Genomic DNA, 20,394 nt, shown 5'->3' with positions numbered 1-20,394 from the left:
CCATGCTGCCAGGTGAAGGCCATGCCGTCCCGGTAAGTGAGGGGGTTGCCGATCTCATCGTAGGTGATGGTCTGGCCATTGTAACTGGTCAGCTTGTCCTTCCAGTTGGCGTCCTCGTAACGAAAGATCTCTTGTTCAACAATCTGAGTTTCATTCCCTGTGATCAAATCGTAATATCTTTTGCAAATTAGATTTCCGCCACTGTCGTAATCATAGCCTTCACCCCAGAGTGAGACATAGTCGAAGGCTAAGGTCAGTTGTCCCAACGCGTCGTACTCATAGCGATGGGTCCGGTTGCCGTTCTTCCAAATTTCCGTGATATTCCCTAACTCGTCATAGGTATAGGTGAGGATGTCGTCCCCGTTCTGCACCGACTTAATAAGAGCAGTGGTGGAATTGGGAGCGCTTCCCTCTACGTATTCGTACCGGGTGACAAATGGAGTGGAAGTGTTCAGGGTACGGGTGGAAAGGCGGGAAAGGCCGTCGTATTCGTAGCTGAGAACCTGATTGTCGTTGACCTTCACCCCATAAATGAGCCCCGGCTTCTGCTGCTGGGAGGTGTCCCCGTAGAGGAACTGGGTCTTGGTGGCAATGCCCAGCACCTTGCTGAGGTTGAAGTCCACCCGGTTCTTGTCGTCGTAACGGACCAGCAGCTCCTGCCCGTGGCTGGTGCGCACACCGGTCAGGCGGTTGATCAGGTCATACTCATACCGGGTGGTGATGTTGTTGAGCAGGTCTTCCTGCTCGAACAGGGCTCCTCTGGCATCATACTTGTACCGGAAGGCGGGGGTTCCGTCATAGCTTTTCTCAATGAGCTGGTCGAATTCGTCGTAAGAATAGCCCACGGTCTTGCCGTTGCCGTAGGTGCCAAGCTGGAGCAGGCCGTTGAAGGGGCCGTAGGTGTTGGCCATCAGCGTTTGGCTTCCTGCTTGGGTCTGAGTGGTGTTGCCAAAACCGTCATAGGTAAAGAGATAGTCGAACCCGTTGTGGGTAATCTTGGCGATCTGGTCATCCTCGTAGGTATAGCTGTTGGCGGTACTCCCGGAGGAGACCGAGGTCACTGCGTCGGTATTTGGATCGTAGGTATAGCTGGTTTCATTCCCCTTGGCGTCGGTTACTTTGGTGACAAGCCCCGGGTTGCCCTCGTAAGAATAGGTGGTGCCGTTGCCGCGTGCGTCGGTTACCTTGGAAACCAGGCTTCCGTCGCTGTTGTACTCCACAGACGAGCGGATCTGTTCAGAGATTTCATCTAAAATCCACTGCTGGTTGGAAGTCCCAATGTAGAAACCGGAAACAATCGTTGCATTCTTATCATAAGATTCCCAAGCGACTTCTATGCAATTTTCTGGTTGAGTTTTTGCGGAAATACGATAAGCTTGTGCATTGCTGTCATATTCAAACTGGAATTTCTGCTTGTCTTCTCCTGTGTTCTCCGCCAGCTCAATCCGGTTGGAAGTCCACGCGATTTCGTTGCTGAGCTGTAGGACTTTGTCCGGCGTATTCCCCGGAATCAGGTAATAATAACCGGGATCATCCGGCACCGCCTCCAGACGGATCCATTCGCACCGCCAGTCGAGCTGATAGTGTTGGATTGCTTTCGTTCCAGTCTCTTCCGAGCCGTTTTCTAATGCCAATACTTGTCCCGAATGGCGTGCTCTCAAGTAATAGCTCTTTCCATCCTCTGGCTGCGCTGAACGGGAGTCTCCGTCGTCCGCCGGTTCAAAGTACCAGCACTGGTCGGCGTCCTCGTCGCTGATGGAATAGATGGCGATGTTTTCCCCGCCTTCCGTGCCGTTGGAATCATTGGTCAGCACTTTGCCCGGCGCGCACTCCGGCTCGATCCGGTAAGTCCCGTCGGAGGCCATGGTCAGCTTGTAACGTTGAGCCTTGGTGCTGTTGTCGGTATACAGCTCGATATTGGTCCCTTCGTCCGAAACAGCGCCACGGGTATCCAGGGCAAGGCCGGTGGTATGCATAGGCAGGAACTTGTAGTATCCGCCCCCCACGTACACGGCCTTCCACTGCTGGTTTTCCGCCCCGGTGTATTCCCATTGAATGACATTGGTGTTGGGGCTTGTCCCACGGTCGTACACGTCCAGATACTTGCCGGACTGCTGGTTGCGGATGTAATACACCCGCCCGTCGGTCACGGCTGTGGATGTGTTTCGGTCGCTTTGGACATAGGATTTAACAGGGTTGCCGTATTGGTCGTAGTCGATGAGGGTCTTGACACCCTCCGAATTCTTGGCCGAAAGCAGCCGCTGCTTTTTGGCAAAGTCATAGCTGTACTCAAAGGAGGAGCCGGTGGGCTCGGTCAGCTTGGACAGCCGGTCGTCGTTGTAGGTAAAGCCGTTTGCGGTGGCGGCGTCCTGGGCGTTGGTTAAGTTGCCCTCGTCGTCGTAGACATAACTGGGGGAATTGTCCTTGATCAGCTGGATGTCGTCAAAATAGGCGGTGTTTAAGTTGTCCCCGTAGAAGAGGTACAGGTCGATGCGGCTGTAGCCCCGGGTCGTGGTGGGATCCCCGTCGTCGGTATTGAGGGCCATGCTGGCAAACTGCCAATCCGAAACATAGGGGTTAAAGTCCAGGTATTCCCAGCGGACGGTATCCCCATTCGAATCCGCAGAGTTGTACAAAATCGCAGCCGCAATGCGGAACTCCCGTCCCGGGATGCATTCCGCCTTTGCCCAGCCGCTCAGGGAATATATATCTCCCTCTTTGCCGGAAGCATTGATGTATTGCCGGATATACTTGCGCTTGCCCAGCTCCCCGTACACCTTGACCGCATTGCTCCCATTCCAGCAGTCCGAGGTGCTGCCGTCGTCGGAAACAAATTCACCTGTTTCCCAGTTTCGGAATGCAGAACCGTCCATAAGTTCAAAGGAAGGGTTGAGGATCAGGTTGAACTTGTTGGGCGCTTCCCCTTCTTCCAGCTGGAAGCAGTCGAACCATGCCGTGCCCGTGGTGTTGCAGACCACCCCGTATACCCGGTAGGTGATCCCCGCCACCGCGTCAAAGGTGACATACAGCCGCTGCCAGCCGTTGCTGACGTCGCTTTCCGTCGTGCCGGTGACGTATTCCGAGAAGATCCGGTCGCACTGGGGCACGCCCCCTACTGACCGGTCCACCATCAAAACCGCGCCCGCGTCTTCCGCTCCCGTGTCCACTACGTTTTCCGTTTTCACATAGGCCGAAAGGGTGTACTTCCCGGAGGCAGGAAGGGTGATGTCCTGCCCAAAGCCGCAGGAAGATTCGGCAGAATCCTTGGTGACCTTCATGCTGTTGCCGCCCAGATACCCGCAGTCGTACACCCGTTCCACGGTATAGGGATAATTGGGGTCGGTGGTCATCTTTTCCGCCGCCCAATTGTCGTCGATGTTCTCAAAGCCGGGGTTATCCACATAGTTTAAGATGTTCTTCTGTGTGGAACCGGAGCCCAAAAGGGAATTGTGCTTGAGCATGTCCGCGTCGCTGTCCGTATCCTGGGACGCGGTAAAGTATTCGTAGGAATTGGCGTTGCCCTCCTCGTCCCGCACATCGGTGCACCGGCCAAGGTTATCGAAATGATAGGTGTAGGTGCGGTTGTCCTCGGCGGTGTCGATGCTGCCGTCCGGGCCGCCGTCGGTAAAGGTGGTGATCAGGCCGTTGGAGTAGGACATCCGGATTGTCTGGCCTTTTTCTCCGTCACAGCCATATTCCGTTACTTGAGTGACACGTGCCACGCCCATGTCGTTGGAATAGGCGTATTCCAACGAATACCCGTCGATTCCAATTGCCTTTATGAGCTTAAAGTCCGAGTCGTATTGGAATTGGGTTACCTCTCCATCCGGATAGGTAATGCTCGTCAGGTTCCCCGCACCGTCGTACCCGTACAGGGTGTCCCGCCCAGCCTCGTCGGTCATTTTCCTCAGCCGCCCATCGCTGTATGCAAAGGACAGCATGTGCCCCGCACCGTCGGTGACATTGTACAGGTAGTTGTCGCCGGGATGCTCTTCGTCCGGGCCGTAGTTGTAATGGATTTCGTTGTCGTCGTTGGGGTCCTGGTACTGCCGCAGGGCTCCCCATTGGTCAAACCGCATCACCGATTTGTCCTTGGCGGTGACGATATATTGGATGTTGTCGGCTCCCGGGGTGATCACTTCCAGTTCCAGGCCCAGGCCGTCCTCGTCCTTGTAGATGTCCCCATCTTTGTAGAAATAATGGCGGGTGCCGTCTTCGTCGATGTACACATACGGGAACTCCGTGTCCCGTATCGTGGGCAGGCCGGACGCCTCCATGCGCTGGGTGACGTTAAGCCTCCAGCCCCGGCCGAACTTCCAGTCGTCGTCCCGGTCGGCGGAATTGTACACATGGCTCACCGACACCGGCAGCCGGCTACCGCTGGTGGCGGCGTCGCTGTGGGTGTAGATCAGGTTCCCGTTGAAATCGTTGATGCTGCCCGAGCCGCTGCGCCCGGCCGACTGGCTGTGATAGCTCCAGTAATCTTCGATCCCCCAGGTGTTCTTGTAGTAGAACACGCCGCTGGGAAAATACTCTTCCGAGATTCCAGGACGGCTGTGGGGATCGTTAAAGGGATAGTTGGAGGCCACAAACCGTCCTACTGCATACCGCTCCACTTCCTCCATGGAACGCAGCATGATCCCCTTGTTTCCGTCGGGCTCATTGTACCATTTGCGGGCTTGGGTGGTGATGTCGAATACCTTTTCCGTATACGTAATGGTGGTTGGGGTTGTCACCTGGTCAATGTATTCATAATCCAGGACCGTATCCCCGTCGTAAAACGGATGGGTGTTCCAGGTGACGGTCTCGTCCCAGTCACCAGTGACTTCTACAGCGGAGATGTTGACCCCCTGCCCGTTGTTGGCCGAATAGTCGTCCTGCCACACCGAAAGGTAGGCGCGGTAGATCAAGGCGCCCTGGTCCAATTCCGGCAGGTTCACGAATTTGATGAATGCGTGGCAAAAGCCGTCGTAGGCGTTCTTCCCTACATAGAATGCACCCATGGCGGAATTGCACTCATCTGCACGGCTGGAGGCTACATAGGTGTCGAAAATGCTCTGCTCGGCCCGGCTGGTTTCTGCAATGGGGTCGATGACCACCGGATAAGCCCGTTCTGGGGCGTTCAGCCACCCTTGGTCCGCCACGACCTGGATAGTGCTTTCGTGGATGTTGCTGCCGGTCGTAACCGCAAAGTGCACGTCTTTGCAGATTTCCCCGTTGGCATCCATCATGTAGGGGGCTTGGAAGGTGTAGATCACTTCTTGGGGCTCTGCGTTTTCCACCAGGGACAGGCTCCCGTCCTCTTCCTCACGGATATGCATCCGGTTGTGCCGGATGTGAAAAGAAATCTCCTGCCCGGCCGCAGACTTGTCGTGTAAGACAATGTTTTCCTTTACCGTTTTCCCGGTGACAATATATTGGGCGTCAATGTTGGGATAGACGTCCTTGTAAAGGGCCCCGCTTTGGTTTTTCGAAACCCCCATGATTTCCCGGTTGTATGCATGGATCTCTTCCTGGGTAACCGGTTCCTCCACAGCCGCCGCGTCCATCGGTTCCACCGGCTGTATGAGCTGGACATTCTGGTTCCCCTGGCTCTTCTGCGCCCCCTCAAACCCCCAGGACAAATGGTAGTTCCCGTCGTCCAGGGTGACCAGGCGCTTGTGGTCCCGTTTCTTGGCAAACTTCACCTTCACGTCGTTGGCCGCGGTTTCATATACCTCGCCCGCCATACGGTCGGTGGATTCCACAAGGGAATTGTCGATTTCCTCCCAGGTCCCGTCCGATGTCTGGTAATGGACGGGCTCCTTGTACACGGCGGCAATGCCGTTTCCATGCTCGGTCAAAAAGTATTTGGTGGTGGCGTCCCGTTTTTCCTTTTGTTCCCCGATGATCTTGTATTCCGGCTCCTCTTCCGGGTCGGGCAGGGCAGTGGCCGTGCTGTCCTGGATGGAAGGCTGGGACGGGTCGCGCTTTATGGCGAACACGTCGATTTGCATCACGCTCAGCAGCATCGTAATGGTCAGCAGCATGGAAATCATCTGGAGCAACCGTTTGCTTTTCATTTTTGTACCTCCTAAGTTGTTTCTCAAACCGTTCTTTTTCTTTCTCCTTAAAATTGCATATTAAAAAAGCACAAGGATACCCCTATCCTTGTGCTTTTGTTGTTTCTCCACGGGAACCATCCCCTTTGCTGCTTGGAAAAGCAATCTTGGGCCGCCGCTTCCTTTATAGTGAAAGAATATCACTTTGTTATGGAATTGTAAATAGTTTTTGTCGAAATATTAAACAAATAGATCGTTTTTTAAACCTTTTTTCTGCTTTTTTGCAGAAAAAGGACCTTTACCACCCTTCATCTTTGATGTACTCTTCTGTGTGCAGAGTTTGTGCACATATCTTCCAATTCAATAGACATATGTTGATTTTTGTGATATTGTGAACATACGTTCTACATCGGATCTAGCTATGAACGAGAAAAATAAATTGGAGGTACGTATATGGATGCAAAGGTTTTAGAAGTACAGCAGTGGCTCAATGAAACGTATACCGGTCGTAACGGGTATACCCCCATTGAGGAAAACGGAAAAACCGGAAGCGTTACGGTCAAAGCACTAATAACAGCTCTCCAAATTGAACTTGGGATCTCCACTCCTACTGGAACGTTTGGACCTCAAACCCGGGCGGCTTGTCCAACCTTATCAATGGACGAATACGGTAGCTCCTATTCCAGTTTGGTACATATCTTACAGGGAGCTATGTGGTGCAAGGGATATAACCCAGGATATGGGGAATATGGATATTTTAATGCGGACACGGAAGCAGGCGTGCAGGATTTCCAGATTGATGCGGGATTACCTGTGGACGGTGTAGTAACTCCCATGATTTTTGAGGTGTTGCTCAATACAGACGGATATGTTTTATCTTCAAAAGGTAATTGGCAGTTGCGTGAGATCCAGCAGGAGCTCAATCGGATTTATGCGGCTCGTCTTTACCCTTACATTGATCGCGTTGGCGTGGCTATTATCCCTTGTGACGGAATTTATGAGAGAAAGACCAATAAGGTTTTGATTGCCGCGTTTCAGCTGGAAATCGGTATTCTTTCCGAAGTGCCGGAAGGTCCTACCGGCTCTTTTGGTGATACGACATTGAACTTGGCCCCCATGTTGGATGCAAACAACAATCGTTCGGCTTTAAACCGTATTTTGCGGTTTGCGCTTTTCTTTAACAACTATCCTACCGAGAATCATTTAAGCTCCGTCTTTGACCAGAACCTGAAGGAAAAAGTAGCGGAATTCCAGAAATTTATGTGTTTGCCGATTCAAAACGGCGTGGTTGTGCCTGGAACCTGGGCATCGCTGATGTCCAGCAAGGGCGACACCTCTCGACCGGGTACCGGTGCGGACATGATGACCCCATTGACGTCGGAGATGATCCAAACACTCAAGGACAACGGGTACCAGTATGTAGGCCGGTATATTTCCGGAGGTGCGAACAAGAAGCTGACGGCCGAAGAATTGGAACGGATTTTTAATGCCGGGTTGCGGTTGTGGCCTATTTACCAAACGGTCGGAAACTATGCGGAATATTTTACTGCCGAACAGGGTAAGGAGGACGCTCTAGCCGCCAGCCAGCAAGCAGAAGAATTTGGGTTTCCTACATCGACGGTTATTTATTTCGCCGCGGACTTTGACGCCTACGATTACCAAGTAGAGAACAATATTCTCCCGTATTTTAAAGCCGTGCATGAAAATTTAGATGAAAAGTATTGGGTTGGCGTTTATGGCTCCCGCAACACCTGCCAGACTGTCAGCGACGCAGGATACGCCGTGTACAGCTTTGTGGGAGACATGTCCACCGGATTTAGCGGTAATCTTGGTTTTGCCATGCCAACCAACTGGGCCTTTGACCAGATCCTTGAATATACCGTTGGTTCCGGGGCGGGATCGCTTGGAATCGACAAAAACATTGTTTCCGGCCGGGATCAGGGCATTGATCATGTAAATCCAGATGAGAAAAGTGATAATTTCTTACTTTTTAACCAACTACGAATTCTATATGATGCAGCTGTGGAGTTTCGGGAATCAGATGGCATTTTAGGGGCAAATTCTCGAGTGCTTCAATATCTGCGCCACTCTTCCTATAGCGGGGGCTTTTGGGATTTAGTTGCAGGCCATATTGAATGGAATTATATCCGTATTGCAGAAGACTTGGTTCCACTTTCGGAAATAGCGATTGTGGATCCTATAACACAAAAAAAGTTTGCCGTTGATCATTTGGCTATGACCGCAAATTCCTTCCTTGTCAACTATCCAATCATTGACAATGATAAGAATGATTTAGCTGGTTGGGCTGGCGATATGCTGTCATTAGCAGGGGCTTATGATCAAACGGTTTTGTCTGTAGATGAAACAACGCTTATTATTGGTAGTATGACCATCTCTTCTAAGTTTGGCTGGGATGACTTCATTCAAGACATCGATGGCCTTTATTTCGGAATGCTTTGTCGCGATACCCCGATTTATCAGGTGTTCCGAGAATACTATACTTCCGGATACAAGAGAAGATATCAGAATTTTTTGGAAAAATTAGAGGCTTCTCGGAAAGAAGATCTATACCAAATTGCATTAAATCATATGGCCAATACTTCAGCGTTGGATGTCGCATTTGTTGCTTATTTTGGTTCTTATCATCCAGACTGGATTCCAGTTATGGCCCAAGCCTTCACATATAAAATTTGGGACGGCATTTCAACGGAACAATCTGAAATTCATTTGTTCTGCGCACAGACAGACGCTAGCGAAACAAAAATTAACGAGCCTTTTACCGTGGAAGCCGTCAGTAACAAGCTGGTTACCAGTATCGCCTTATTCAGTGAAACGGGAGCTGGACTTGCCAGCAGTACCCGTACCTATGTTGATAAGGAAAACTTGCGGCATTGGACCTTTACTGTGGCCGTTGGGACACCGGGCAATCGTGTATTCGATGTGAAGATCCAAGGCGAAGATAAGGTTTGGACGGATACCGGCATTCAAGTTAACAAGAAAATTATAAAATAATCCATAAGGCGGTCTGGTAAACAACCGGGCCGCCTTCGCTTTATTCAAATGATCCCTAATGCCCTATCTCGTATTCCAGATAAATAGAAGATTGCAAATAGATAAACGAAGCAAAAAAGGAAAATCCAAAAAAGCGGGAATCCAAGCAACGTCCACAACAAACGGCAGACCTTTTCCCGTTCCCGGTACAGTAAAAATCCGCAAACAAAGCAACTGACGTAGCAGATCACAATAAGAATAACGGACCGCCACGCAATCCAAAGGGAAAAGGTCAACCCTGGAATGTATATGAGGGTTGTAAGAAATACGGCGCCGGAAACGTATAAGAGGATAAATTTCCAAATCGTTCGTTCCTGTTGATCGGTACTGAAAAAAGCAAAGCACCAGGCGGCCGTATAGCATAAAAAGGCGCCGATTGTCAAACCAATACCCCAATTCGCAAAATATGGTACCCAGGTAAGGGGAGGAACGGAAAGAATCAGTAAGAACATGGAAAGAAGTGTGAAGAAGATCACCCAGCCTCGCCGTTTGATATTCATGTGTGGATTCCTCCAAATCTAAATTTACAAATACTATGTAATATAGAATAACAGAAAGTACCAATTAAGTAAATCAATTTTATAATTAAATAGAAGGCCCGGTGTTGTAATACCGGGCCTCCTTCGAAAGGGGTTATGTATATCAAAATAGAAGAGATGTCATCAAATGTTTTCAATTTAGTGACTTTTATCCATCCACAACAAGTGAAAAAGGAACTCTTTTGTTTTGTCTATTTTTTCTGGACCGGATAAGCCTTCGTCTAAGAATATCCCGATCTGACCATATACGCATACCCTTGCTTTTAGGGAAACATCGTCTATTTCAACCTCCCTTTGTTCTTTCGCCTGTTTCAGCCTCCGTTCCCATATCGGGACCATGTTTGCCGCTATTCGAAAAAGAAGGTCGTGATGGATCCCTTTGGTTTTGTCCTCTATGGGATAAGGATAAACCTGCGGAAGCGTCGGGAGGATCGGTATGACGATGGGCAAAGGGAGGTTTGTGAAGGATAAGCTGCCGGTCAACCGGTCCGCCAACCTGGATGACAGCAGGGCAACGCCTTCTTGATAAATCTCCTGTTTGGAGTGGAAATGCCGGTACATGGCGCTGGGGACTTGGCCAAAATGCGCCATAATATCTGCGCTGGTAACCTCGTCATAGCCGTATTCCAGAAACAGATCCATGGCGGCAAGGGCAATTTGGATTTGCCGTTCCTTCATTGGCTTTCCCCTCCACTCACAGGAAGCATTTACCACGGAAAAAGAGAAAGTGATTGTGATACAATAAGAACATATGATCGATTAAAAGGATGTTCTTATGGAAAATCGCGTCATTTTGCACTCCGACCTGAATAACTTTTACGCCAGCGTCGAGTGTTTGTACAAGAAAGAGCTCCGGGGAAAGCCGGTGGCGGTGGCAGGAGACCCTGGAGCCCGCCATGGGATCGTCTTGGCCAAAAATGACCGGGCCAAAGCGTTTGGCATTCAAACCGGCGACCCCCTCTGGCTCGCCCGGCAAAAATGCCGGGACATTGTGTTTACCCCGCCTCACTATGACCTGTATTTGAAATACTCCCACATGGCCAAGGAGATTTATTATGACTACACCAGCCAGGTGGAATCCTACGGTTTGGACGAGTGCTGGCTGGACGTGACCGGCAGCACCCACCTGTTCGGCAGCGGCAAAAGGATCGCCGATACGCTGCGGGAGCGGATCAAGTCCGAACTAGGCGTCACGGTTTCGGTCGGCGTGTCCTTTAACAAGATCTTTGCCAAGCTGGGTTCGGACATGAAGAAGCCCGACGCTACCACCGTCATTGACCAGGCGCATTTCCGGGAGAAGGTCTGGCCGTTGCCGGCAAGTGATTTGTTGTTTGTGGGAAAGGCCACCGAAGAGAAACTAAAAAGGATTGGCATCCATACCATCGGGGACCTGGCGCAGATGGACGCAGCCTTTCTGCGGCAGCTGCTGGGGAAAAACGGCGTCATGCTTTGGATGTTCGCCAACGGCTTGGACACCTCCGAAGTCAGTGAATTCGGTTCCAGAGGCATTGTCAAAACCATTGGCAACAGCACCACCACGCCGAGGGACTTGACAACGGACCAGGACGTCAGGATTACGCTGTATGTTTTAGCGGAGAGTGTGGCCGAACGGTTGAGGACCGGCGGCTTTGTATGCCGTGCGGTACAGATTGCCATACGGGATAGTACCCTCTATACCTATGAACGCCAGGGCCGTTTGGAATCCCCTTCCTGCACGGCCAAGGATATATTTGATCTTGCCTATGCCCTTTATGAGAAGAACCGTCCGCTGCGTCCGGTACGCAGCTTAGGGGTGCGGGCCTGCAATCTGATGCTCCAAGGGAATGAACAGATTTCCCTTTTCGAAGAGGAACAGAAACGCCAAAAGCAAGAGGCGTTGGAACGCACGGTGGATTCCTTACGCAGCCGGTTCGGGCATTTCTGCATCCGGCGTGGGATTATGCTGGCCGATGAAGGGTTGTCCGCATTGGATCCGGTGGCGGAGCATGTGATTCATCCAGAGGCGTTCCTGAAGAAATAGTTAAAACCTGGTTTTGATAGCATGGATGCACTCCTCACACAGTTTGATGCTTCCGATCTGCGTCACCTCATAGGACTTCCCGCAGGCCGAGCAATACGGAGCATATTTGCGCAGTATAACCCTATCTTCATCTGTAAAGATTTCCAGACGGTCGTCCTTTTTGATGTCCAAACTGTCCCGGATTTCTTTGGGTAGGACAACCCTCCCCAAAGAATCCGTTTTCCTCACTACGCCAATGGATCGCCGAGCCATGATGTTACCACCACTCTATCTGTTATTTTTCATAAAAAATCCCTTCTCTTTTTGTACATACACCGAATGGTGTTCACAAAAAGCATGTTAACACCATTCGGTGTATTCTGTCAATCATAGAATTGGCGGAGGAGGGATTGTGTGCCGTACAGAAGAATCCGGGATCTAAGGGAAGATGCGGATTTGAGCCAGAGGGAAATCGCCCAAATCCTGCACATGCACAAGACCACCTATGTGCGCTATGAAAGCGGAGAGAGGGAGATCCCTCTCAACATTGCAATCCTTCTTGCTAAGCACTATCAGGTCAGCCTGGATTATCTGGCGGGGTTGACCAACCGCCGGGACCGTAAGTAGTTGTCCCACCGCTTTTTACAGCGGTGGAACTTTTTTGTTACCGGACCGCTTGTTTGAGCCGTCCTTCCAGCAGGATGCCTAAGAGATATTCCGCATCCTTTTTCGCGTCTCTAAAGAGGTAAGGGATGGGGACGGCATAATACTTTGCCAACAGAGCAACGTCAGTCAGCCGCAAATGCTTGCAATACCCGCGTTCCGCCCGGTATAGCGTCCGGAAGGGAATCCTGGTTTCCCTGCATACCTCGAAGAGATTTACACCCTTGATACAGCGCAGTAGCCTGAGATGGAAGGAGATGCCGACTTCGTAATCCGCGCGCATGTTGCTCACTCCTCGTAGCGTCCCCGTGCGTTAGCCGCCATAATAGCTCACCGCCGAATGCACAACCACCGTTTCCAAGGGCACATTCCCATCGAGTACGGTAGCCGTGGTCTTGACACGGTAATAATAGCCAGGGGTTAAGCCGGTATAGCTGCGGGCCAAGATCTTTTGCGCCGGCCCGGTCCAAGTGAGGTCCCAGGACGCTACCTCCGACCAATCGGAATCGAGGGAGGAATGGAAGGACGACTTTTGCAGCATGACTTGAAGCTGAACCTTCACATTTTGAAAAGTGGTGTAGTTGCCTTGACAGTCGGCACGGTTGCCTCGGATGGTCATATCGGTGAACACGCTGCTCAAGTACTTCAGGCGTGGGGAGATCCCATCCACATAACTGGAATCGGACACCACAATATTTGGCTCCATTGCCGGCTGTGCCGCTGCGGGAACCCCTCCCCATAACAACGCGGCGGAAAGGATGGCCGTGAAAACAGCGGTTGGTTTCTTCTTCATTTTCTTCACCTTTCTTTTTTCTATTTGAAAGCAAACGCTTTCATGCTGTAGGGACGCTGGCTGCCATGCGGATGATTTCTTCTTTCGGCAATGTCCCCTGTATGGTATAAATAAACGTTTCATCCGCCCAAAGGAGTGTGCAGTCGTTGTTTTTCTGAGTCAAATAGCCGATCTTGCCATTTATCTCTACTTGTTCGGCATTGGTTTGCTCTTCTCCATCGGTCATTCCACCGGCCGTCCGGTTTTGCTGCAAAAAATATAGGGCGGCCTGGTCATCATTCCGGTACTCGATTTGACGGATGTCATCTAGGATAGAGATGCCGGAAATGTCATATCCCTCCGGAAGATAACGGGGATAGTTGGTTTCCTGCCAATCGATATATACCCCATTTTCAAGGTTGATGGAGTGGTTGTCCCCGCCTTGTGAGATCTGGATCAGTAAGCCGGTCAGCTGGGCACGGGCTTCTGGGACGGCAAACGCTACCGTAACGCCAACACACATAACGGCCAGTATAGCGAAACAAACACGACGTGCAACGATCTGAACGGTATGTACTGTGTGCTTTTTGCGCGAGGTGTGTTCCAATTGCTTTTGGAATGTTTCTATTGCCTTGGCAGAGGGACGATAATCGGGGTCATTATGAAGTGACTGAGCTTCATAAAGTGTTTTTTGATTTTCTTTTTCGATGGCTTCCAAAACAGCGAGCCTTTCTTTTAGCTCGTCGATCTCTCTCATGGTTCTCCCTCCTTTTCCAGCTTCTTTCGGAGCTTCCCACGGATCTGGTATAGCCTTTCTGAAATGTATCCGCGGCGCAAACCGGTTTCTTTTGCAATGGCCTTAATATCGTAGTCAAGATAGTAGCGGAGGAAGAGAAGGTCTTTCTCCATTTGTGATAAGCCGGACAAGAGCGTTTGAAACTGTTCGTTGCTTTCGATGGCATCTTGAGGGGAACCTTCCACTTGTTCATAGATGCTTTCAATATGGAGAAAGGGGAACCGGTTTTTCCGCTTGATGTCTTTTATGGCGACGTTCCGGGCGGTTATGCGAAGGTACGCGGCCAAAGCCGGTTCGTCCAGTGTTTTCAATCGGTTGATTTGACTGGTGATACGGATGAATGCCTCCACCACAAGATCCTCCGTTTCCGTGCTGTCCGGATTTACGGATAGCACGGCTTTTTTCATCATGGGATAATATTTCTCAAAAAGCTCTCCCATAAAATCGGCATCCGAAGGATTTAATGGTTGGACGGACTTCATTCCTTTCACCTCGCAAAGTACAAGAATCATTTTTAAAGGGGAAAAATCAATCAATAATTTCAAGTTATCACCATCAAATGGTGTTTTGTTTTATTATAACACTATTCAATGTAACTTATCAATACAAATATCAGAAATAAACATACTACAATGGAATTTTGGAAAATGTCATTGTGGTATCCTAATACCATAGGTAAAGGGGTGATACACTTTGGAAAATCAGCGAAAGAAAATTGACGAAGAAACAGAGTCTGAAATCAATCAATTCAAGCAGTTTTTCCGGAAGAGAATCACCGAATTGCGTTTGGAAAAAGGCGTCAACGAAGTACAGATGTCTTTAGAATTGGGAAAATCGAGAAATTATATCTTCCATATATCATCTGGACAAGCGCTTCCTAGTATGACGCAGTTTTTTAATATTTGTTTGTACCTGGAAATTACACCGGAACAATTTTTTGATCCTAATTTTCGGAGCCCGTCACTGTTAAAGAAATCGTTAAAGCTGATGGAAAAGATGACAAACAAAGAGCTGGAAAATTTAAATGTCATTATGGAGAGCATGGTAGGCAGCCGGTAGAGATAGGAGAGACCAACTATGGATGCAGAGATGAAAGAAATTTTAACGCAGATTTTAAGTAGGTTTGATCAAGTGGATAAACGGTTTGACCAAGTAGATAGACGATTTGAGCAAGTAGATAGACGGTTTAACCAAGTAGAGGAGAGAATGGATGGATTAACGTCTAGGGTGGATTCTTTGTCTGTGCAGCAAAATTCTTTATCAGGGCAAATAAAGGATTTAACGGAACGAGTCACTACTATCGAGGAGACCACAGCGCGCACAGACCTCCGGCTGGAAAATGAAATCGGCCCCACGGTGCAGCTGCTTTTGGAGAACCAGGTGGCCAACAATTCCAAGCTGGATAAGCTGCCTCCCATGGAGGAGAAACTGGACGATGTCCATTCCCGCGTACAAGTCATTGAGGATGTGGTCACCGACCACAGCAAAACCATCAAAACATTCAAACAGGCAAAATAAAAGAAGGCGTCCAGTTGATAACCGGACGCCTTCTTTTTCTTTATTTCATTTGTGTCAGGATGAGGAACCATCCCAGTTGGGGTTGATATTGGCCCCAAACCAATCGGAATAACTCATCAAATCCTCAATTTCAAAGGTAAGGGTAATCCAATAGCCATATTCCGCAGGGACCTCCACCATGGTGATAAGCTTGCTGTCTTTGCAGTAATAGTAGCCCTTTGGATAATCGCCGTCCTCCATAGAGCCTATGTTGTGTTCCTTAGGATAGTAAATGGGCATCAAGAGATCATAAAGCTGATCAAAGTCCAAAGACTGGATGTATTCTTCGGCCGCCTTCTGTTTGGAAGGATCGTCCGATTGAATGGTATAGGGTTCACTTTGAGATAAGATGTAGTATGGTATATCAACGTAACTAGAAATACTTATATACTTTCCGGTCTCTTCGGTCTCGCCGCTGCCACATCCATAAGTAGAGATGAAGTGAGCAGGGATTTTTTCCCCGGTTGCACTGGTGTAAGTCCCGTAATAGTCTAGATACAAGGCGCTTGGATCAAAGAGAATGACTTTGTAGGTCAAATCCAAGCTGGTACCTTCCGATTCCAAATCGTACTTTTTGAGAAATAGGAAGGGAGCTTCTTTTAGACTTTCTCGGATATTAACATACCCGTCAAAATAACCAGGTTCCTCTACCTTACCGTAGGGAAGCTCGTCAGGGATAAAACGGTTGTCAGAAACAACGGGGTACTCCATGTGGACGTTTCCCTCGTCATACACTTGGGTCTGAATGCCCACAAAACCGTTGTTCATCCGCCCGTGTTCCGGAGAATCCGGATTGGTCAGTGATAACCCGTGCCTAAGTTCGGCCAATTGCTCCTGAAATTGCTCTTCCAACGTAAGATTACGGCTGGAGCTGGAGGAAGATTCTGTCTCCGGCAGAGAAGAAGCCGGTTCCGATGCCGATGCAGGAGCCTGGGAGGTAACAGGGGAAGAGGAGACCTCCTCTCGGTTCCCCTGGCAACCGGAAGCCGCCAAACAGACCGCCAACAGGGCGGCCGTCAAAACAACAAGACGTTTCATAGAAAAATCCTCCTTTTCTTAGGATTCTTGGGCTTCGCGGATGGACTGGATGATGGCCTCTTTGTCAAAGATGCCGGCGTTTTCCTTGCGCCACACCTTGTCCCCGTCCATCCGCATGATGCCGTGGTAAGACCCCACCGTCACATAACCCAATTCTTCACTTTCTCTTAGACAAAGGATGTATTGTTCCCCTTCTTGCAGCAGGTTTTGCTGGTCGGTTTGGGCTTTGATGACGCCGTTTTGCTTTTCTTCCTCGGTCCAATCCAGGCCCTGTTTCTCCATCTCTTCCGGCTGAAGGTTTTTCACGTATTCTTCATAGGAGACATACCCGCCGGTTGCGGCAATAGAAATCTCGGAATCCGACGACTGCCCTTTGAGGGTATCGGAGATGCGGATGGTGGCATGGGTGTTGTAAAACCCATTCTCTGCGACAACGCTGTCGATGGATTGGACCGAAGCGATGACGATCAAGTCGGAGTCCCTGACCAACACCTCCATGTCAGAATAATCGACCACCCAGTTCATCCGCCGGGTGACGGTGGAGATGACGGTTTTATCCGAAGGATCGCTGGATAGGTGAAGGCCCAGTTGGTCTTGTGAGGAAGAGCTGCTGTTGGAGCATCCGGTCAAAACCGTGCAAAAGAGGAGGATAACAAAAGCGGCCGACAGCATTCGTTTAATAACCATACAGAGCCCTGACCCCTCTCCGATCGCATTCCTGGGCCGTATAGACGGCTCTTCCGAATCTTTCCTGACACATGATACTTTGAGTATTGGCTATATAGTCTCGTGTTGATGATTCGCTAAGATAGTAAACGTTTTCATCCAATCCAAAAACGTGCCCCATTTCGTGGGCTAAGGTGGTTCTAGAGTCTACGGTATTTGCTCTCAGATGTTTTGAGTTTACAAACAGTTTACAATAATACCAGTCGTACATGGGATCGTTATCAAGATTCCCGTTAATACTGCTGACTTCTGGTACCTTCTGTTTACTGGTGTTGTAAAACTCCACCCATCCATTTGCGCCATCAAATTCACCGGAGTTATATTCACAATAGATATCCATCACCGATTGCCCCATGATGTAGGTGCGGGAGAAGGAAACGGTGTTGTCGATTTCCCAGCTGGAAAGGGCTGATTCCACATCGCTGGCAAAATCCTTGGCCGATTGATCAATGTAATACCGTCTTCCGCGAACGCCGCCAGTCAATTTGGCTCCTGTGGAATAATGAATATAGTCTGGCCGGGTATAATTAATCTCAATTTGAGGGCGGGAACCAGATGTTGCATGGTTGCCGGATATAATCTGGTTCCAATCGTTGGTGCTCTCTATGAAATAGCGCAGCATAAACCCAGTGTTTTGGCCGTTAATCGCCCTTTTAACCGCATCGGTGATCCAAAGGCTATAAATGAAATTGACACTTCCAGAAGGAGCGCCGTGGCCGAGATCTGTGACCGACATGCTCTGATGGGAATTCCAAGTGATGGTCCCCGGTTGCCAAGGGCTAAATACCTCATAGATGCTAAAGTCATTGGCTGTGGTGGTTCCTGAAACCGTATAGAGCCGCAGAATGGCACTTGTAATTGTGCTACCGTTGCCGAGAATTCCTGGATAATGCAAAAACCGCAAAAAGGCCCGGTTGAGCTTCCCTTGGTAGGTCCCCACTTTGAAGGAGGTCTCCCCGTAGTGCTGCCCTGCATAGTCGCCGGGATGCACATAGGTGTCGTCAATGTTGGAAGTGTCTCTGTCGGTATATATAGTCGGGTCAATGACAACCGGATACACCCGGCTGCTGTCGTCCAACCATTCCCGGTCAGGGGTGTAGGAAATGAGGTAGCCCTCTCCTGATTTTGCCAGGGAGACGTCGATGTCGTGGCAAACGGCCCCTGCTGCATCGTACATGTAAGGCGCACTCATGTGGAAGACCGCCGTCTCGGAATCGCTGGGATACAAGGAGACGGTTCTATCGTCGTTTAAGAAGGCGTTGAGTCCGTTGGTCTCAAGGCGGATGACAATGCTATCCATGGAAGGTTTGGTGTTTAGGATAAAGTCTTCTTTGACCGTCTCGCTGTCCACGGTGTACTGGACGTCGATTTCCGGGAAGGAATCCTCGTATTCCACTGTGGATGCAAGCTGAGGCAATTTCTGGGCCTGCTCGTAAAGGTCCATGGCCTGCACCTGGGAGTCGCTTGCCTGGGTAATCTCCGCTTGGACGGCGGTATCGATGCCATCGATGGTTACGCCGGTCTGCGCTTCGGAAGCGGTAAGATCCTCATCGCCCCAGTATGCCTGAGCGGAGGCGAGGACACGTTGCTCTGCTTCTACTTCTTCCGATTGTTCGACTGTGGTAGACATGGTTTCCAGCATTTCCGGCTGCAAAGCGCCCACACTCATGAGGGCTACCGGTTGCTGGGCGTCCACATCGGCTGTGGCCAGGGACCAGGACAGTTGATGGCCGTCGTACTCCAGGTGGACAAGGTCCTCCTGCTCGCCCTCTTTGGCGAATTGAACCTGAAGGGGGTTGGAGGAATTCTGGTAGACCACTTGCCCGTCCCGGGCGGTGGGGACCAAGGTGTTGTCGTAGTCCACCCATTCGCCGTCTTTTTCATAGTGGACGGCGGAGGAATAGACGATGGCGGTCATAGTGCCGTCGTCGTTGACCAAGTGCTTCTCAAATTGGCCCCGCAGCCCTTGGGCTTCGCCAAGGACCGTGGAAGACGCCGCACTCGTCTGGGTGGATTCCTCGGCGGAAATGGTTGGAAGCATGATGCTCTGGCAAGTGAATAGGACGGTGAACAGTAGGGTCAATGCTTTCCATTTTTTCGCTTTCATTTTTGACACCCCTCAAATTTATTTAGCGAAATATCGCTAAATAAATTATACTTTACGATAATAAATATGTATATTGACAGAACAAACAACAAAAAGAGACAAAATTGACAGATAATTGAAAATGAGAACGGCATGGACTAAAGACACAAGGATAGGATAAAAAGAAAAGAACAGGCGATGCTATCAAGGGAGGGGCATCGCTATGATAAGGAAGGTCTATGTGGAGGTAACGGCGCGGTTTGATGTGGAAGGAAGGATCACGCCGCTGTGTATCCATTGGGAAGACGAAAGAAATTATGAGATCGACCGGGTTTTGGACGTCCGGCGTGCCGCCAGCTTAAAAGCGGGTGGACAAGGGATACGATACACCGTACAGATCAAAAGGAAAACAACCTATTTGTTTTACGAATCCCCTAAGTGGTTTGTAGAGGGAAAAGAGGGATAGAAGTTATGTGTGGACGGTACAGCTTTTTTACCGACGAGGAAAATCGGGAGATTTTATCCATCATCGCGGAAGTCAGCCGAAATTACCCGAATACTCCGGTAAAAACCGGTGAAATTTTTCCCACCAACACGGCTCCTGTTTTGGTGGGAGTGGAAAATCAACAAAGGGCGCAGCCTCAAATTTGGGGCTTCCCTCATTTTAAAGGAAGCGGCGTCATGATCAATGCACGCGCTGAAACAGTGGAAGAAAAGAGAATGTTCCGGGAGAGCGTATGGGAGAGGCGCTGCGTCATCCCTACTACGGGTTTCTATGAGTGGAAACAGGACTCCACCAAACAAAAGTATCTGTTTGCGTACCCAAAAGAAGAAGTTACCTATCTGGCCGGCCTGTATAACGAATACAAGGGACAACGGAGGTATGTCATCCTGACGACCGGTGCCAACCGTTCCATCCGGGATATTCACGACCGGATGCCTGTTGTCCTTCCCAAAGAAAGGCTGGAGGAATGGTTGTTTCACAAAAAAGAAGCGGTGGAGCTTCTCCATCAAACACCACCCATGTTGGAAAGAGAAACCGTGTAACGAAAAGTTTCTAGGTTCTATCCCAGGCGCGATTCACATCTCTACACATTGTTCCGGAGCCTTGTCATCCCGCAGGCAT

The 20,394-nt window shown here is 49.9% G+C and carries 18 protein-coding genes; 7 read left to right on the top strand and 11 right to left on the bottom strand.

Annotated elements, in window-relative coordinates:
• On the bottom strand, positions 1–6,062 hold a 6,062-nt coding region (locus WMO26_RS10100), incomplete at its 3' end, for an RICIN domain-containing protein (protein ID WP_349220109.1).
• Positions 6,063–6,494: 432 nt separating this feature from the next.
• On the opposite strand from WMO26_RS10100, the gene WMO26_RS10095 reads away from it, so the two are divergent.
• Positions 6,495–9,053, top strand: coding sequence for a glycoside hydrolase domain-containing protein (locus WMO26_RS10095; protein ID WP_349220107.1), 2,559 nt, complete (start codon positions 6,495–6,497; stop codon positions 9,051–9,053).
• 44 nt (positions 9,054–9,097) lie between these two features.
• Here the strand turns inward: WMO26_RS10095 and WMO26_RS10090 are convergent, their stop codons facing one another.
• Both WMO26_RS10090 and WMO26_RS10085 read right to left on the bottom strand, forming a co-directional pair.
• On the bottom strand, positions 9,098–9,592 hold the full coding sequence (locus WMO26_RS10090) for a hypothetical protein (RefSeq protein ID WP_349220106.1): 495 nt from the start codon (positions 9,590–9,592) through the stop codon (positions 9,098–9,100).
• 177 nt (positions 9,593–9,769) lie between these two features.
• Positions 9,770–10,309, bottom strand: coding sequence for a TetR/AcrR family transcriptional regulator (locus tag WMO26_RS10085; protein WP_349220105.1), 540 nt, complete (start codon positions 10,307–10,309; stop codon positions 9,770–9,772).
• Between the two features lie 97 nt (positions 10,310–10,406).
• Here WMO26_RS10085 and WMO26_RS10080 point away from each other — a divergent pair, with 97 nt between their 5' ends.
• A complete protein-coding gene (locus tag WMO26_RS10080; RefSeq protein WP_349220103.1) occupies positions 10,407–11,651 on the top strand; it encodes a DNA polymerase Y family protein in 1,245 nt (414 codons plus the stop codon).
• Here WMO26_RS10080 and WMO26_RS10075 read toward each other — a convergent pair whose 3' ends face one another.
• Entirely contained in the window at positions 11,652–11,903 is a 252-nt protein-coding gene (locus WMO26_RS10075; RefSeq protein ID WP_349220101.1) for an AbrB/MazE/SpoVT family DNA-binding domain-containing protein, read from the bottom strand. It abuts the gene before it with no gap.
• Between the two features lie 141 nt (positions 11,904–12,044).
• On the opposite strand from WMO26_RS10075, the gene WMO26_RS10070 reads away from it, so the two are divergent.
• Positions 12,045–12,257: a helix-turn-helix domain-containing protein gene (locus tag WMO26_RS10070; protein WP_349220100.1), complete on the top strand. Its 213-nt coding sequence runs from the start codon at positions 12,045–12,047 to the stop codon at positions 12,255–12,257.
• A gap of 37 nt (positions 12,258–12,294) precedes the next feature.
• On the opposite strand, the gene WMO26_RS10065 is transcribed toward WMO26_RS10070, so the two are convergent.
• The 4 genes from WMO26_RS10065 to WMO26_RS10050 are packed head-to-tail and all read right to left on the bottom strand — an operon-like array spanning position 12,295 to position 14,301.
• Positions 12,295–12,576 carry a hypothetical protein gene (locus WMO26_RS10065; protein ID WP_349220098.1) on the bottom strand — a complete coding sequence of 94 codons (282 nt, stop codon included), beginning with the start codon at positions 12,574–12,576 and terminating at the stop codon, positions 12,295–12,297.
• Between the two features lie 30 nt (positions 12,577–12,606).
• A complete protein-coding gene (locus WMO26_RS10060; protein WP_349220096.1) occupies positions 12,607–13,086 on the bottom strand; it encodes a hypothetical protein in 480 nt (159 codons plus the stop codon).
• A gap of 40 nt (positions 13,087–13,126) precedes the next feature.
• Positions 13,127–13,822, bottom strand: coding sequence for a DUF4367 domain-containing protein (locus WMO26_RS10055; RefSeq protein ID WP_349220095.1), 696 nt, complete (start codon positions 13,820–13,822; stop codon positions 13,127–13,129).
• Positions 13,819–14,301 (bottom strand): RNA polymerase sigma factor, encoded by a 483-nt coding sequence (locus WMO26_RS10050; protein WP_349220093.1) that lies wholly within the window; start codon positions 14,299–14,301, stop codon positions 13,819–13,821. Before WMO26_RS10050 ends, WMO26_RS10055 begins: the two co-directional genes overlap by 4 nt.
• A 253-nt stretch (positions 14,302–14,554) precedes the next feature.
• On the opposite strand from WMO26_RS10050, the gene WMO26_RS10045 reads away from it, so the two are divergent.
• Positions 14,555–14,920 (top strand): helix-turn-helix transcriptional regulator, encoded by a 366-nt coding sequence (locus WMO26_RS10045; protein ID WP_435431556.1) that lies wholly within the window; start codon positions 14,555–14,557, stop codon positions 14,918–14,920.
• 18 nt (positions 14,921–14,938) lie between these two features.
• Complete coding sequence (locus WMO26_RS10040; RefSeq protein WP_349220091.1) at positions 14,939–15,379, top strand: hypothetical protein; 441 nt, start codon at positions 14,939–14,941, stop codon at positions 15,377–15,379.
• A gap of 54 nt (positions 15,380–15,433) precedes the next feature.
• Here WMO26_RS10040 and WMO26_RS10035 read toward each other — a convergent pair whose 3' ends face one another.
• The 3 genes from WMO26_RS10035 to WMO26_RS10025 are packed head-to-tail and all read right to left on the bottom strand — an operon-like array spanning position 15,434 to position 19,289.
• The gene (locus WMO26_RS10035; protein WP_349220090.1) at positions 15,434–16,456 is read right to left on the bottom strand and encodes a hypothetical protein; all 1,023 of its coding nucleotides are present in this window, start codon (positions 16,454–16,456) and stop codon (positions 15,434–15,436) included.
• A gap of 18 nt (positions 16,457–16,474) precedes the next feature.
• On the bottom strand, positions 16,475–17,143 hold the full coding sequence (locus WMO26_RS10030; RefSeq protein WP_349220088.1) for a hypothetical protein: 669 nt from the start codon (positions 17,141–17,143) through the stop codon (positions 16,475–16,477).
• Positions 17,133–19,289: a DNRLRE domain-containing protein gene (locus WMO26_RS10025; protein ID WP_349220086.1), complete on the bottom strand. Its 2,157-nt coding sequence runs from the start codon at positions 19,287–19,289 to the stop codon at positions 17,133–17,135. Before WMO26_RS10025 ends, WMO26_RS10030 begins: the two co-directional genes overlap by 11 nt.
• 202 nt (positions 19,290–19,491) lie before the next feature.
• Here WMO26_RS10025 and WMO26_RS10020 point away from each other — a divergent pair, with 202 nt between their 5' ends.
• Both WMO26_RS10020 and WMO26_RS10015 read left to right on the top strand, forming a co-directional pair.
• Positions 19,492–19,734, top strand: coding sequence for a hypothetical protein (locus tag WMO26_RS10020; protein WP_349220085.1), 243 nt, complete (start codon positions 19,492–19,494; stop codon positions 19,732–19,734).
• 5 nt (positions 19,735–19,739) lie between these two features.
• Positions 19,740–20,315 carry an SOS response-associated peptidase gene (locus WMO26_RS10015; protein ID WP_349220083.1) on the top strand — a complete coding sequence of 192 codons (576 nt, stop codon included), beginning with the start codon at positions 19,740–19,742 and terminating at the stop codon, positions 20,313–20,315.
• Positions 20,316–20,394 lie beyond the last annotated feature (79 nt).

Origin of the sequence: Solibaculum intestinale (assembly GCF_040096205.1) — a bacterium.
GTDB classification, from domain to species: domain Bacteria; phylum Bacillota; class Clostridia; order Oscillospirales; family Acutalibacteraceae; genus Solibaculum_A; species Solibaculum_A intestinale.
Note: the sequence above shows the minus strand (reverse complement) of the source record. Positions and strands in the feature narration are given on the sequence as shown.

What these genes read in the sequence shown, in the direction of transcription:
- WMO26_RS10040 (WP_349220091.1), top strand. Translation starts at nt 14,939, where the DNA reads ATGGATGCAGAGATGAAAGAAATTTTAACGCAGATTTTAAGTAGGTTT.
- WMO26_RS10035 (WP_349220090.1), bottom strand. Translation starts at nt 16,456, where the DNA reads ATGAAACGTCTTGTTGTTTTGACGGCCGCCCTGTTGGCGGTCTGTTTG.
- WMO26_RS10075 (WP_349220101.1), bottom strand. Translation starts at nt 11,903, where the DNA reads ATGGCTCGGCGATCCATTGGCGTAGTGAGGAAAACGGATTCTTTGGGG.
- WMO26_RS10020 (WP_349220085.1), top strand. Translation starts at nt 19,492, where the DNA reads ATGATAAGGAAGGTCTATGTGGAGGTAACGGCGCGGTTTGATGTGGAA.
- WMO26_RS10025 (WP_349220086.1), bottom strand. Translation starts at nt 19,289, where the DNA reads ATGAAAGCGAAAAAATGGAAAGCATTGACCCTACTGTTCACCGTCCTA.
- WMO26_RS10030 (WP_349220088.1), bottom strand. Translation starts at nt 17,143, where the DNA reads ATGGTTATTAAACGAATGCTGTCGGCCGCTTTTGTTATCCTCCTCTTT.
- WMO26_RS10055 (WP_349220095.1), bottom strand. Translation starts at nt 13,822, where the DNA reads ATGAGAGAGATCGACGAGCTAAAAGAAAGGCTCGCTGTTTTGGAAGCC.
- WMO26_RS10090 (WP_349220106.1), bottom strand. Translation starts at nt 9,592, where the DNA reads ATGAATATCAAACGGCGAGGCTGGGTGATCTTCTTCACACTTCTTTCC.
- WMO26_RS10065 (WP_349220098.1), bottom strand. Translation starts at nt 12,576, where the DNA reads ATGCGCGCGGATTACGAAGTCGGCATCTCCTTCCATCTCAGGCTACTG.
- WMO26_RS10085 (WP_349220105.1), bottom strand. Translation starts at nt 10,309, where the DNA reads ATGAAGGAACGGCAAATCCAAATTGCCCTTGCCGCCATGGATCTGTTT.
- WMO26_RS10095 (WP_349220107.1), top strand. Translation starts at nt 6,495, where the DNA reads ATGGATGCAAAGGTTTTAGAAGTACAGCAGTGGCTCAATGAAACGTAT.
- WMO26_RS10015 (WP_349220083.1), top strand. Translation starts at nt 19,740, where the DNA reads ATGTGTGGACGGTACAGCTTTTTTACCGACGAGGAAAATCGGGAGATT.
- WMO26_RS10050 (WP_349220093.1), bottom strand. Translation starts at nt 14,301, where the DNA reads ATGGGAGAGCTTTTTGAGAAATATTATCCCATGATGAAAAAAGCCGTG.
- WMO26_RS10060 (WP_349220096.1), bottom strand. Translation starts at nt 13,086, where the DNA reads ATGAAGAAGAAACCAACCGCTGTTTTCACGGCCATCCTTTCCGCCGCG.
- WMO26_RS10080 (WP_349220103.1), top strand. Translation starts at nt 10,407, where the DNA reads ATGGAAAATCGCGTCATTTTGCACTCCGACCTGAATAACTTTTACGCC.